Origin of the sequence: Paenibacillus pabuli (assembly GCF_039831995.1) — a bacterium.
In the GTDB taxonomy this organism is placed as follows: Bacteria; Bacillota; Bacilli; order Paenibacillales; family Paenibacillaceae; genus Paenibacillus; species Paenibacillus pabuli_C.
Genome location: NZ_JBDOIO010000003.1, coordinates 589,192 through 602,749 on the forward strand (window position 1 = coordinate 589,192; position 13,558 = coordinate 602,749).

At 43.0% G+C, this 13,558-nt stretch carries 12 protein-coding genes; 10 read left to right on the forward strand and 2 right to left on the reverse strand.

The features are described 5' to 3' along the window. The first annotated feature begins 135 nt into the window (after window positions 1–135). Window positions 136–2,058: a beta-glucoside-specific PTS transporter subunit IIABC gene (locus ABGV42_RS04875; RefSeq protein WP_347380634.1), complete on the forward strand. Its 1,923-nt coding sequence runs from the start codon at window positions 136–138 to the stop codon at window positions 2,056–2,058. Window positions 2,059–2,133: 75 nt separating this feature from the next. Further along, complete coding sequence (locus ABGV42_RS04880) at window positions 2,134–3,603, forward strand: glycoside hydrolase family 1 protein (protein WP_347380635.1); 1,470 nt, start codon at window positions 2,134–2,136, stop codon at window positions 3,601–3,603. 485 nt (window positions 3,604–4,088) lie between these two features. On the opposite strand, the gene ABGV42_RS04885 is transcribed toward ABGV42_RS04880, so the two are convergent. Then, entirely contained in the window at window positions 4,089–4,838 is a 750-nt protein-coding gene (locus tag ABGV42_RS04885) for a MerR family DNA-binding transcriptional regulator (protein ID WP_347383144.1), read from the reverse strand. 163 nt (window positions 4,839–5,001) lie between these two features. On the opposite strand from ABGV42_RS04885, the gene ABGV42_RS04890 reads away from it, so the two are divergent. From ABGV42_RS04890 to ABGV42_RS04915, 6 genes are all read left to right on the forward strand, one after another. Continuing rightward, on the forward strand, window positions 5,002–5,502 hold the full coding sequence (locus tag ABGV42_RS04890; RefSeq protein ID WP_347380636.1) for a DUF6022 family protein: 501 nt from the start codon (window positions 5,002–5,004) through the stop codon (window positions 5,500–5,502). Between the two features lie 846 nt (window positions 5,503–6,348). Then, window positions 6,349–7,524 carry a sensor histidine kinase gene (locus ABGV42_RS04895; protein WP_347380637.1) on the forward strand — a complete coding sequence of 392 codons (1,176 nt, stop codon included), beginning with the start codon at window positions 6,349–6,351 and terminating at the stop codon, window positions 7,522–7,524. Then, the gene (locus ABGV42_RS04900) at window positions 7,511–8,155 is read left to right on the forward strand and encodes a response regulator transcription factor (RefSeq protein ID WP_347380638.1); all 645 of its coding nucleotides are present in this window, start codon (window positions 7,511–7,513) and stop codon (window positions 8,153–8,155) included. The genes ABGV42_RS04895 and ABGV42_RS04900 overlap by 14 nt, the downstream gene beginning before the upstream one ends. A 156-nt stretch (window positions 8,156–8,311) precedes the next feature. Next, window positions 8,312–9,190 (forward strand): CPBP family intramembrane glutamic endopeptidase, encoded by an 879-nt coding sequence (locus ABGV42_RS04905; RefSeq protein WP_347380639.1) that lies wholly within the window; start codon window positions 8,312–8,314, stop codon window positions 9,188–9,190. A 367-nt stretch (window positions 9,191–9,557) separates the two neighbouring features. Further along, on the forward strand, window positions 9,558–9,863 hold the full coding sequence (locus ABGV42_RS04910) for an AraC family ligand binding domain-containing protein (protein ID WP_347383145.1): 306 nt from the start codon (window positions 9,558–9,560) through the stop codon (window positions 9,861–9,863). A gap of 18 nt (window positions 9,864–9,881) precedes the next feature. After that, window positions 9,882–10,262, forward strand: a complete 381-nt coding sequence (locus tag ABGV42_RS04915) for a helix-turn-helix transcriptional regulator (protein WP_347380640.1) — start codon at window positions 9,882–9,884, stop codon at window positions 10,260–10,262. A 569-nt stretch (window positions 10,263–10,831) separates the two neighbouring features. Here ABGV42_RS04915 and ABGV42_RS04920 read toward each other — a convergent pair. After that, complete coding sequence (locus ABGV42_RS04920) at window positions 10,832–11,380, reverse strand: TetR/AcrR family transcriptional regulator (RefSeq protein ID WP_347380641.1); 549 nt, start codon at window positions 11,378–11,380, stop codon at window positions 10,832–10,834. A gap of 256 nt (window positions 11,381–11,636) precedes the next feature. Here ABGV42_RS04920 and ABGV42_RS04925 point away from each other — a divergent pair, with 256 nt between their 5' ends. Further along, a complete protein-coding gene (locus tag ABGV42_RS04925; RefSeq protein WP_347380642.1) occupies window positions 11,637–12,638 on the forward strand; it encodes an NADP-dependent oxidoreductase in 1,002 nt (333 codons plus the stop codon). An 18-nt stretch (window positions 12,639–12,656) separates the two neighbouring features. Continuing rightward, window positions 12,657–13,436, forward strand: coding sequence for an SDR family oxidoreductase (locus ABGV42_RS04930; protein ID WP_347380643.1), 780 nt, complete (start codon window positions 12,657–12,659; stop codon window positions 13,434–13,436). Window positions 13,437–13,558: the final 122 nt, after the last annotated feature.

Sequence of the window (13,558 nt, forward strand, 5' to 3'; positions counted from 1 at the left end):
TCACGTATGAATAAGAATTGAATATGGAGTGTTACTGATTCGATCAGGCACCACCAAATGTTACCGACTCTGCACCTGCGGCGGACCGGTTAAACATTTGGTTTTTTTTTCGCCAAAAATAGAGGAGGAATCAGCATGAACCATAGGGAGTTGTCCAAGGAGATCATCCAATTAACAGGAGGAGAAGAAAACATCACCCAGGCCTGGCACTGCATCACTAGGCTCCGTTTCAACGTCAAGGATGAAAAAAAGGTTCAACTGGAGCAGATCAAAAAACTGGACGGTGTCCTCGGTGCACAGTTTCAGAACGATCAATTTCAGGTTGTTATCGGGAATCGCGTCGCGGCGGTATATGAGGAATTGGAGGGACAACTAAAGCAGGGAACCTCTACGGAGCATGACAAACAGCCTCCACGCTCCAGAGGCATCAACGCCGTTTTGGATACCATCTCGGGCATATTCACACCGATTTTGCCGGCTATTGTGGGCACCGGTATGCTCAAAGGAATTCTGGCACTGCTGGTGTCCTTGGGACTGTTGCACGAAACCAGTGGTGAATATCAGATCTTGTCTTCTATCGGCAATGCTGCTTTTTATTTTTTGCCGTTCCTGTTAGCCGTATCGTCCGCTCGCAAATTCAAGGTGAATGAGTATATTGCTCTGACGTTGGCAGGTACAATGATGTACCCGACCATTCTGGATGCTTTCAATGCCAATCACCTTGAACCGATTCGTTTCTTTTCCCTCCCTGTGTCAATCGTGAATTACACGCAGTCTGTCATTCCGATTATCTTGGGTGTGTGGTTGCTTAGCTACGTGTATCGCTGGGTAGACAAGATTATTCCAGGGCCGGTAAAGGTCATTTTTACATCGATGATTGTACTGGTCATTACGGTTCCAGTTCTGTTGATTGCCATCGGCCCGTTAGGCACGTACATCGGCAATTATTTGGAAATAGGTATATCTTGGCTCTTTGCCCATTCCGGTCCTTTGACGGGAATTATCCTTGGCGGCTTGATGCCATTAATCGTCATGACAGGAATGCACTATGCATTTTTCCCGGGCACACTGCAAAATTTGAGCAAACTCGGTTATGACGTGCTTTTGTTACCCATCAACCTGGTCACGAACATGAGTCAGGCTGGCGCAGTAATGGCGGTATTTCTCAAAACGAAAAACCCGAACATGAAGTCGATTGCACTGTCGAGTGGCATTTCCGCTTTACTGGGCATTACTGAACCTGCATTGTACGGAGTTACGTTAAAGTTGAAAAAACCGTTCTACGCATCAATCGTTGGTGGTGCCGTTGGCGGTGGGTTTATAACAGCAGTTGGCCTGAAATGTTTTGGTTTTGCTGTTCCCGGATTGCTATCACTGCCGTTATACATCGACCCGAAGGGGGGAATGTCCAACTTCTGGTATGCGTTAATTGGAGTCGCCATGAGTTTCATCGTTTCGTTCATCTTGACTTTGATGCTGAAATGGGATGATTCGGAACCACAGCCATTGCCTGCGTCAGACTTCCCACCGATGGAAGTGAAACCTGAAACCTTGCCGAAGGAGAACGGATTGCCAGTTACGGTTCACTCCATCGAAGAGAAGAAAGGTGAAATACAGAGTCCACTTACCGGGGAACTTGTTCCACTTTCAGAGCTTCCAGACAAAACATTTGCGGATGAGCTGACAGGTAAAGGGATTGCAATCAGACCGACAGAAGGCAAAGTGACCGCACCTTTTGATGGAACAGTCACGATGGTGGCCAAAAGTAAACATGCCATTATGCTTCAATCCACGGATGGGATTGATATACTCATCCACGTCGGATTAAATACGGTCTCGCTCAAAGGGAAGTTCTTTGATGTCAAAGTTGAAGTGGGACAAGCAGTCCGCTTGGGCGAGCCGCTTGTTGAATTCGATCTGGAGAGCATCAAAGCGGCGGGACTGGATATTGTTTCACCCGTCATTGTAACGAATACACCGGATTATTTGGATGTTGTGCCAGTACATGTGAAGGGGGTGATTTCAATGAATGAATTGCTTCTTCTCACCGTTCGCTAAACGTTTTTCATTTTTATCATATGAAGTGATTCCAACTTTAAACACAAACTACAATATAAAAGGAGCACAACCATCATGACAAAACAAGACATTAAAAAAGTATTCCCAGCAGACTTTTTGTGGGGAGGCGCTACAGCAGCCAATCAGTTGGAGGGAGCTTTTGATGCTGACGGGAAAGGGCTATCGACTTCGGACATGGCTCCATTCGTACCCAAGGAACTTCGTAATGGCAAGGATTTTACCTTTGACGTCAATTCCGTAGAGCTTGAAGAGTTCCTGGGAGGAAACACCGATGTGTATTTCCCGAAACGCAACGGAGTAGATTTCTATCATCGTTATAAAGAAGACATTGCCTTGTTCGCTGAGATGGGATTCAAAGTATTACGGATCTCTATGGCATGGACACGCATTTTCCCTACAGGGGAAGAAGAGGTGCCTAATGAAGCGGGTCTGGCATTCTATGACAATGTGCTGGATGAGCTCTTGAAACACAACATCGAACCGCTTGTGACCATCTCCCACTACGAAATGCCTATACATTTAACTCAGAAGTACAATGGTTGGGAGGACCGCAGACTCATTGATCTGTATCTGAAATTCGCCAACACCCTGTTTGACCGTTATAAAGACAAAGTTAAGTACTGGATTACGTTTAATGAAATGAACATGATCCTTACTAGCCTGTATACGGGTGGCGGTATCCTTGAGGATAAAATCAAAGGCAGCAAAGAGCAGGTTGCCTATCAAGCGACTCATCACCAGTTTGTAGCAAGCGCATTGGCTGTAAAAAGTGGTAAAGAGAAGATGCCAAACGCCCAAATCGGCTGTATGATTTGCCGTCTGGAAACGTACGCTGCATCAAGTAAACCAGAGGATGTTCTGCAAACGCTGAAGGAAGATCAGATGAATTTGTTCTATCCAGAGGTTCAGGCACGGGGCGAATACCCATCCTACATGAATAGATATTTTGAGGAGAACGGGATTGAACTGGTGAAGGAACCTGAGGATGATGCGATTATTAAAGATAACACGGTCGATTTCATTGCATTCAGTTATTACATGACCTATATCGGAAAATACGACCCGAACGACAACAGCAACTCTGGCATGCTGGTTAGTCAAGTGAAAAACCCTTACTTGGAAGTTACCGAATGGGGTTGGCCAATTGATCCAATCGGTCTTCGTGTTGCGCTGAACCGTTTGTACGACCGTTATCGGATGCCTCTATTCATTGTTGAGAACGGCCTTGGGGCTACTGACAAACTGGAAGAAGACGGCTCCATTCATGACACCTATCGGATTAAATATCTGCGTCGGCACATTGAGCAAATGAAGGAAGCAGTAGCGGATGGTGTGGATTTGATGGGCTTCACAAGCTGGGGACCTATCGACATAATTAGCTGTTCCACATCCGAAATGGGTAAACGTTATGGCTTCATTTACGTAGACCAGGACAATGCAGGTCAAGGAACACTGCAAAGATATCGCAAGGATTCATTTGCTTGGTATAAACAGGTTATAGAGAGTAATGGGGAATCCTTATAAATGAAAAATCCGATTCCGGTATGCCGGAAACGGATGTCAAAAAAGAAGTCAATAAAATGTTCAGCCAAGCAAGAACATCTTAGTATAACGTTTTTCAAAAAGTAAGAAATAAAATCCACTAGGGGATAGTTAGCCAATGGGCACTGCTCCCTTTCATGTCGCTAGACAACAACATTATTCCATTCAAGTCGCTATTATAGCGGCTTTTTTGTTTTAAGGTACCAAGTCTTGTCCCACGCTAAGGACAGAACATTGTGAATATAAGACTTCGCTTGAATAACGATTTTTTTATCAGGAACTAGGTTGTTTTAGATCGAAAGCAAGCACCTGTTCATTGTTGAAACGGTTAAGAATGCTAAGAAGCTTTATCTGTTTCATTAAGCTTAAGGCAGGATAGCTCAACAACAGGATAGATTGGGGCATTACCGCTTCAAGAAAGAATTTTCGTTGCTCTGGTTAGTTGAACAGTTTTAATCCTTCATAATCTAATCGTCATGTTCATTCTGATTTGGTTGAATGATTCTAACTCCGTCGAAGATTGAATCTTTTTTAAACTGAATTAAGTGATGTAAGTAGGATATCCCACATATTTGGGATTCGATGACCTTATCTAGATAAGTCCTGATATTCTCAGCCACATTCAAAATCCCCTGAAGATCCGTATGTTCGGCCGCGACGATGGCTTGCCTAAAATGTACGGTATCTTCTGAATATACGGAGCTTTGTAGCGTTTGAATCAACCTGATTTTCAGTAAATGTGATCCATTAAATTGACGATAACGGTTGTCAGGGTCACGATCTGCCCTTACATATCCCATTTGCTCCCAATAGCGGATTGCTGATTTGGGAGCCTGCGTTAATTTGGATGCTTCGTTGATGTTGAACGCTTTCTCGGCATAAGCAGACTTATTCTCATTAGCGTATATCCGAATATCCTGAATTAACTTATCTAATTTCTCTTTTTCCTCAAACAAAACAACTTCTTTTCCCCTAATGATCCACATTGCATCATTTGGTTTGCCCCGATGGAGACAACGAAGCACCTCGGCCGTCACTTCCATTCCGAATGCTGGTGCCATGGCTTGGATACACGAAAGATAGGCTTCGTGCTGGTCTGTATAAATACGGTATCCATTTGAAGATCTTTCAGCTGGAGGTATTAGGCCTATTGCTTCGTAATTCCTAATCGTACTAGCGCTAATCTTGAATTTCGCCGCCATCTGTTTTGGGCGCATCGTCACTCGTCATCTCTCCTCGATACAATGGATCAACATTAAATTTACTTATAAGGTTTTTCTATAATAATAGTTGATATTCCTTCTCTTTTGATGCTAAACCTTCCAATTGGCTTGAAAGTTATACAATGGAATTGAAATGAAGAAAAGGAGGCGTTTGCTTGTGGAAAATAGATTCCAGATTTTTCGGCAAGACATGACAATCGAAGAAATAAGTGAGGTAGCCAACAGTTATATCCAGTCCGAGTGGAGGGCTGTGTACGAATCCATGCATGAACAATTGACGTCTGCTTTTGTTGAAATCGAAGATGCAGCCTATGGTCTTTATTTAGATCAACTTTTGCCATTCATATTCGAGCATCTGGAAGGTACTGGTTTCAGGACTATGGAAAAGCTTGAAGAGAATGATTTCGTTATCGCCAAGCGCTTGATTTTCCGGAACTCCATTGAACAATGGGGTACAGAAGACAAGAGATCGAGAATATTTTGGAACGTGATCTATGACAATCATGGAAGCCCTATCGGCACCCTACTTACGGAAATTCCCCACTCACATCTGAAATTCGACATCCCTTCGGCACCGGTCATTTACTCGCTGCGGGAGAATATCAAGGAGCTGATCGTGAAAGGAATCAGGCGAATTAAGGAATCTGATGGAGTTTAATTGTAATGAGATGAGATGTGTATTTTGGAAGGATAAAAATCATGATACGCCAAAACCCATCAAAAGGGATCCAAAAACGTACAGCAACTAAGCCGAACACCATTGTTGGAAATTACTCTTACGATGGAGATTAGAAGGCGAGTTGCTATTCTCGGTAAGTTCAGTTCTGATCAGTTTCTCCTGAATTAGTAATTGTAAATGTTCATTAAACTAAAGTAGAAACAATAGCTTAATAATACCTAAAAAGCAGCTGATCAACACGTCGGCTGCTTTTGTTCAACTAACTGGCAGCAGAGTTTAGTTATAATCACATTTGTCACCATAAAAAGAAGCCCACCTTATAAAATTGTGAAGTGAAAATCAGACATCGTTATGGGTGCAATATACGATTGGATTGGAAACATGAATTTTAAAAGCAAAGTATAAGCCAAAAGACTAACTTAAACTTGCGATTCTATGTTAAAAATAGTTGAACAATCTGGGATTTTGCTTGTCTTGGAGTATTTGATAAGCAGAAAACAAGGGGGTTACTGAAATATGGAATGATCCATTGGCTCATCAAACAACATTGTCCTTAGGAGAGGCAAAAGTGCTCATCCAGATGGCAAGACCCCTAATTGCAGGTATAGAGCAAATTAAACTTCATCCACTTGGTGGAAAAGGAATATAACCTGTTAAAACCAACGAAAACGTTATTAAAATGAGCAGCGTTATCGCCTCGAGCTGAAGCACCGGGAACCTACATGAAGGATCGACACCTCAAAGAATTGTTGGGTTGAATATATAGTGATACACTAGATTCACAAGTATGGATATTTTTACTGAAAAACAGTGTAGGATGATGACATGAGAAAGATATTGTCTTTTATGGATTGGGGTATTTTTGCTCTTCGTTTGTACCATTACATTTTGCTGTCATCACGACTGTTTACAGAAAGTGACCTGTCGAACCGAACATGGTTAAACGTCATTTGGCTAATGGCAGCGCTGATCGTTCCTATGATATTCTGGTTTCCTCAACGGCGGATGAGCAAGGTCTGGTTTTGTATCGCGGAGCTATTGTTGGGAGGTACTTATTATGTGAACTCTGTCATCCATCCGGAACTGACTTCCAAAGCAGACTACCTGCTGCCGAGTCTAACAATGGGGTACTTATTGACCAAGCAGACACTATGGGTCATTCCCGCAATTCTATTCATTCCTTTTATCTTTCAGTCTTATTTAAAGTTACCTTGGGAACAAGCCTTTAGCAGCGGGACAGATAATGTGTTATTCTGCTTTATCGGCATATGGGCTAGCTTCGTGGCCAAAGCGTATTACCAGAAAAATGAACTTGTGGTTGAAGTAGAGCAGCAAAATAAGCTGTTAACCCACTACGCTGCTGAAATTGAGAAAATGACTCTGCTTGAAGAGCGCAATCGTATGTCCAAGGAACTTCATGATACCCTGGGGCATTCCTTTGTCTCACTCATTATGAGTCTGGATGCTTCCATTGCTCTTATGGATCGTAAGCCTGCCGAGGTCAAGGAACGGTTAATTCGTTTAAGAGCATTGGCTGAACAAAATCTGGACGAAATGAGAAATATTGTTCATGAGATTGGGGAAGAAGAGGAGTCGAATCTTGTACGGCAGGTTAAGGCCTATGTGGCCAGTTTTCGGGAACATACCGGAATTATTCTGACGTTAAATGTATTAGGAACAGAGCAGCACACGCATTTTGAAGTACGCCAGGCGATTCTGCGGGTCATCCAGGAGTCTATTACGAACGCACTAAAACATGGAAAAGCGTCACAACTGAATGTGGAGCTTCAATTTTCCGAATTCGTTCTGCAATTGGTTGTTCGGAATAATGGGAAACCGATTGAAAAATTGGAATATGGCTTCGGGTTGACTACGATGAAACATCGAGTAGAGCGGCTGGGGGGGAGCCTGTTTGTATCATCAGAGGTGGGAGCTGAAACGATCACCGAAGTCAGGTGTGAAATCCCCTTGAAAGGAGTGGGGCTGCATGGGGAAAATTAAAGTATTACTTGCGGATGACCAGGAATTAATTCTGGAGAGCCTACATATCGTACTGTCCATGGAAGATGATATAGAAATCGTTGGATTAGCGAAAAATGGGGAAGAAGCAGTCCAAGGCTGTCATCAGTTTCGGCCCGATATGGTACTGATGGATATCAATATGCCAGTCATGAATGGTGTTAACGCAACAGCTCTGATCAAAGAGCGAATGCCTATAATCAAAGTTATTATGCTGACCTCCTATCAGGAAGTGGAGTATGTCATGGCGGCATTAAGCAATGGAGCAGAAGGTTATCTTCTTAAGGCCATCCATCCCAAGGATCTAGCTGCAGGCATACGGGTGGTTCATGCGGGCGGGACGTTAATCTCGCAAGAGATGGCGAGTAAAATGATCAAAAGTATGAATACGGGATCCGCTATTAAAAATAATGAATATGGGCTTAGTAGCCGTGAAACTGAAATATTGCAAAAGCTTGCTTCTGGGTTGCGTAATCAAGATATTGCAGAGTCTTTGTTTCTTAGTGAAGGAACGGTTAAGAATTACATTTCAACGATTTACTCAAAACTTAATGTTAAGGGAAGACAAGAGGCAGCCCGTAAAGCCAGAGACTCGGGAATCATGAATTACTAAGACAACCTACCTAAGAAGCCGGCAACTTATATAGTTGCCGGCTTCTTAGGGGTATAGTCACATGACTTTAATATGACAAAAGCGCACTGTCACTTTATGACTTTTTCAGCCTATACTCATAACTATCATTAAACTATAGAGGAGCTGATTCAGGACATGAAGAAAAGATCTGCACACAAAGAGCATTCGCAAATGGATGAGAAATTAAGCAAATGGAAATTATTTTGGCGCTTTCCAATCATCTGGATGATTGCGGGGGCTATCAGCATTATTCTTGTGGATGCATCCATCCGGCCGCTAGCAGAGCAAGTACCGGGCTTGCTTTCTCTTCTGTTGACACTAACGTTGGGCTTTCTAGCCATCATAGTCTATATACTCACCATGAAATATTTGGCCCGTCGATCCATTCCTGAGTTATCAAAAAAGGGCGCTGGGTTTGAAGCTGTTATGGGAGCATTAACCGGGGTTATCTTTATTGCCTTATCGACTATTATTATTGTTTCATTGGGAGGTTACTCCTTTCAATGGGCGAATGATGCGGATACGGTTCCTGTTCTAATCGCTTCTATTGAAGCAGCTTTAGGCGCAGCCATTGTCGAGGAGCTTATCTTTCGTGGACTAATGTTTCAAGCCGTAAATAGATTGCTGGGAAGCTGGACAGCACTCGCTGTGACTTCTCTATTCTTTGGAATCGCCCATCTTGGGAATACAGGAGCAACATTATGGAGTGCGTTCGCCATAACCTTAGAAGCAGGTGTTCTGCTTGGAGCCGCGTTTATGTGGCGACGGAACCTGTGGTTTGCCATGGGACTTCACTTTTCCTGGAATGCCCTTGAAGGTCTGCTTGGTATTCCTGTTTCTGGACACACTACAGCCGGTCTGTTAATTGTGAAAGTGCAAGGTCCTTATCTTCTCACTGGAGGTGATTTTGGACTTGAGGGATCTGTAGTTCCGGTTATCATCAGCCTGCTGATTGCCATTCTCATGCTGTATGCCGCTAATCGTAATCGCAATCAGCCAACGAATTTGAGATAAGCCATATACAGAATTCTTTAAATCTACAACACCTTTTGTATACTTAATTTGCTTAATATACTGAATTAAAAGGCTAGGTGGTAGATAGAATGTGTCCTGAGTTCTTTGATGGCTTCATAGTTTCAGGCTAAAGTAATGGTTACTCCAGATGATAATACAAATCTGGCGACACGACACATAACCTTTTGAGCAAAACGCTAAATTATAGGTAATTAATGAATCTTTGGAGGTTCAGACTTCATCGTATCGTTAAGGCGGGTCACAAAAACACCTTCGTTCAATCGCTAAGCCAGCCCTGCCAGGCTGAGAAGATATTCGGCAGACCGTATCCGGGCATACCTTCTACTACATTTACAGCGGAAAGGGAATTTTCCGTTGTGAGGATAGGGATATGAAGGTTGGAGGTGGGTCGTTAGTATACCTTTGGCCAGGGTTGCCACTCTATATGAAGTCTTCCGAGGCGCACCCACTTCGAATGACGATGCTGTTGTTTGATTGCGCTTCTCTAGTAAAAAATGAGAATGAATGGAGTGCCCCAGAACCGATCGAACGGCTCCGGCTTCCATTTCTCTTACCTTTACAGAGTGAACTGACGGGGGAAATGGGGGAGCTATTCAGGGAAGCCGAAAAGGAATGGGTGCCTGGTGATCTCGTACGCGAGGCACAAGTGTAATCGGTCTGGTATCAATTGATGCAAAAAGTACATGAGGCAGCGGAAGCAGGAGGGAGGCACAATGATGAGGACGAAATAGTAGGGGCTCTTCGTAAATTCAAGGAGAAGCTAGATACGGGATTTGCTACCGAGTTGCTGATTACCGAACTGGCGGAGCAGACGGGTTTCTCTCCTGTTTATTTACGCAGAAACTTTGCAGCCCGTTACGGGTGTAGTCCCAAAGAGTATCTGGATCAGCTTCGCAATGAACATGCCGTTCGCCGGCTTCGGTTCACAAGCGATTCCGTCACAGATGTCGCGAGATCTTGTGGCTATTCTGACATATATCAGTTCAGCAAAACGTTCAAAAAGCGCAATGGTATCTCTCCGACTAAGTACCGAAGAATGCAAGGGGATTGATATTCCACCTGCATTTATAATAATGGCTTCAATGGAAAGAGAGGACTACCACAAGCTGTTTGATGCCGTTGCGAGTGGATATGTTGCGGGTCAGGAACATTGTTCCATTCAAAGTCGCTATTATAGCGTTTTATACAGTGAATAATATACGACTATGGATGAATTCACATCAGTGGCATTAACCTAAACGGAATGGAGAAGAACATAGTTCGATTGCCGATTAGATTAATATCTAAGGGTTGTAGAGAACTAAATGCTTTTTCCGAGCTGCAATAAGTACATTGTACATTGATCATACAAAAAATATTTCTGCTACTTCGTTAAACCTAACGGCAGGTTAGTTTAGGTTTAACGTTATTTCACTTTGTAGTCGCAGCGATCAATTGGTTGGTTATAGGGTAAGGAGTATAGGGTTGATGCAAGATATTTATCTGTACATAGTTCTCAATCAAGCCAACAATCTCATATGGATGGTCTGCCGGCAAGGAAGGACGGCAGCATTGGCAATGAAACAGGAGCAGTGACCTCAGGCAGGCAGCACTGCTCCTTGTTATATATAGGATATCATTTCAAACACCCTGTTTGATTAAACTCCAGATGCGTTCAAACCGCTCTTGGTAGTCTGGTGAATTCCAGGATTCTTTAAAAGAGGGGAGACTAAACACTGCAAAAGCAGATAGAATTGCCTCTGCCCTTTCAAAGTGAGGATCGTGATAATTCATAAACTCGTCAATGATCTGATATGAATCCCAGAGCACATCACGTAATACCGATGGATTACTGTCCACATATTGTGTATTCAAAGCGAACATTTGAGGATTCTCATTATAAGCGCGTTTTTTGGCATTCACAAATGCCCAAAGCCAATCGTGGAGCACTTCCTGCGGCGAGGCCAAATTAACCCTGTTTATACGGATTTGTTCTGAAATCATCCGATTAAACCAGTCTTTTGCTACAGCTGCCCAGAGTTCTTGTTTATTTTTAAAATGCTTATAGAGTGCTGCATGGGTGATATTCAGTTCATCCGCTATCTGTGAGAGCGTTACTTCGGGCTTCTCCGTGCGCTCAATTAATGCCTCGGCGGTTTCAATGATAAGCTGCTGCGTAATTTTAGCCATTTGTTATGGCCGGTGAATATGGGGCGTTTTTTTGAATCGATCAGTTACAGTTATACCCCAGTCTCACACCGTGCTGCCAACCCTTCTTTCGTTAATTAGTTTTTACCAACCGGTAATCATACCTTTAATCTATTTTAGCATATAAGATATGCAGTAACAAATGTTGACTTTTGTAACAAATAACATTATGCTTGCTATGCAAGTTACAAAATTTATTAAATGTTACTTGGTAAATTGGGTATAGGAGGATATTTTTATGAAAGCAGCACAGATTCCCAAATATTCAAAGCAGTTTAAAGTTGAAGTGCGCGATATCCCAGTCCCGGAAATAACGGATCACGAAGTTCTGGTTAAGGTGAAAGCTGCGGCGGTCAACCACTTGGAACTGCTTATTGCTACTGGAAGCGTGAAGTTAATTCAGGACTATGAGTTCCCACTGACACTCGGTAATGAGCTCACAGGTATTGTCGAGAAGATTGGCAAGAACGTCACTGGTTTCCAAGTTGGTGATGCCATTTATTCGCGCCTTCCGCTGCAAAAAATCGGAGCGTTTGCCGAATACGCGGCGATTCATGCGGATGCCATCGCTCCCTTACCGGATAATCTGGATTTTGTAACCGGTGCGGCTGCCCCTTTAACAGGATTGACAGCCTATCAAAGTTTACATGAAGAGCTAGCTGCAAAAGCTGGCGAAAGCATATTCATTCCCGGCGGCTCTGGTTCATTTGGCCAAATGGCTATTCCTATAGCTAAAAGCATGGGGCTTAAGGTCATCGTTAGTGGAAGTCCAACAGCACGCGAACGTACAATGGCCGCTGGAGCGAATCATTACATTGACTACACAACGGAGAACTATTGGGAACGACTTCGCGATCTTGACTATGTGATCGATACCTTGGGACCCAGTGAATTTGATCATGAACTCTCCATTATTAAGCCAGGCGGTCATCTCCTTTCTCTAAGAACAGGCCCTAATAAACGTTTCGCCAAAACAATGGGATTGCCTGGCTGGAAACAAAAGTTATTCAGTATTGCCGGAGCTAAGTATGACCACAAAGCTAAGAAAAAGAAGATCGAATATCATTTCATCTTTGTAGGCAGCGATGGAGAGCAGTTACGGAAGATTACAAAGATTATTGAAGAGAACCGGATCGTACCGGCGGTAGACCCTACAGAGTTCCGCATTGAAGATATCCATGAAGCCCTAAATCTTGTTGCTACAGGTCATCCAAAAGGGAAAGTGATTATCCGATTTTGAAAAAAGAGAGTGATGATTATGAAACTGAAAGGCAGAACCATTTTGGTGACCGGCGGTACGTCTGGCATCGGCTTTGCTTTTGCAAAACGTTTGCTCGATATGGAGAATACTGTAATCATAACAGGGCGCTCACAACAACGAATCGACCAGATCGTAAAAAACAATCCCGGCCTTATCGGTATAGTAGCTGATGTTAGTGATCCCAATAGTGTAGAGAAACTTGCGAAGGAACTAATCATTCACTATCCCAAACTGGATATTATTATGAATAATGCAGGTATTATACACGAATTCGACTTGTTTGATGAGATAGTCACTTACGAGCATCTTACTGCAGAAATTTCCACAAATTTGAATGGGACAATCTACATTACCAAGGCATTCTTACCACTGTTAGCTAAACAACAGGAGGCAATGATTGTTAACGTTAGTTCTATACTTGCTAATATTACTATTGCCAACGCACCAACGTATTCTGCTACAAAAGCTGGCATTCACATGTTTAGTGATGCATTACGTGAGCAAATTCGGGCTAAAGGTAAAAACATACATGTAGTGGAACTTTGTCCGCCGGTTATTTCTGAAACCAATCTCACAGACACTTTTAACGAAGGCTTCTTGAATAAGATAATTTCTTTGCCGTTAGAGAAGCTTGTACATGTTGGTATTAAAGGGATGGAGAAAAATAAACTGCGAATAAATGCGGGGTTTACGAAAGTAATGCGCTTTTCCATGAAGTTCGCACCGGATTTCATCACACATACGTGGGGGCGAATGCTCCTAAAATCAATGCAATAAGCATGAATAAATGGTGACTCCTCAAAATTCTCTACCGATCGTTCTCGATATGTTATCTTGAATAACAGGAAGGGAACCGGATAGTAAGGAATTCGAAGAGAATGTGGTATTAGAAAAGGCGA

Coding starts and splice junctions, on each gene's coding strand:
- ABGV42_RS04875 (WP_347380634.1), top strand. CDS start 136: ATGAACCATAGGGAGTTGTCCAAGGAGATCATCCAATTAACAGGAGGA.
- ABGV42_RS04880 (WP_347380635.1), top strand. CDS start 2,134: ATGACAAAACAAGACATTAAAAAAGTATTCCCAGCAGACTTTTTGTGG.
- ABGV42_RS04885 (WP_347383144.1), bottom strand. CDS start 4,838: ATGCGCCCAAAACAGATGGCGGCGAAATTCAAGATTAGCGCTAGTACG.
- ABGV42_RS04895 (WP_347380637.1), top strand. CDS start 6,349: ATGAGAAAGATATTGTCTTTTATGGATTGGGGTATTTTTGCTCTTCGT.
- ABGV42_RS04900 (WP_347380638.1), top strand. CDS start 7,511: ATGGGGAAAATTAAAGTATTACTTGCGGATGACCAGGAATTAATTCTG.
- ABGV42_RS04905 (WP_347380639.1), top strand. CDS start 8,312: ATGAAGAAAAGATCTGCACACAAAGAGCATTCGCAAATGGATGAGAAA.
- ABGV42_RS04915 (WP_347380640.1), top strand. CDS start 9,882: ATGCAAAAAGTACATGAGGCAGCGGAAGCAGGAGGGAGGCACAATGAT.
- ABGV42_RS04920 (WP_347380641.1), bottom strand. CDS start 11,380: ATGGCTAAAATTACGCAGCAGCTTATCATTGAAACCGCCGAGGCATTA.
- ABGV42_RS04925 (WP_347380642.1), top strand. CDS start 11,637: ATGAAAGCAGCACAGATTCCCAAATATTCAAAGCAGTTTAAAGTTGAA.
- ABGV42_RS04930 (WP_347380643.1), top strand. CDS start 12,657: ATGAAACTGAAAGGCAGAACCATTTTGGTGACCGGCGGTACGTCTGGC.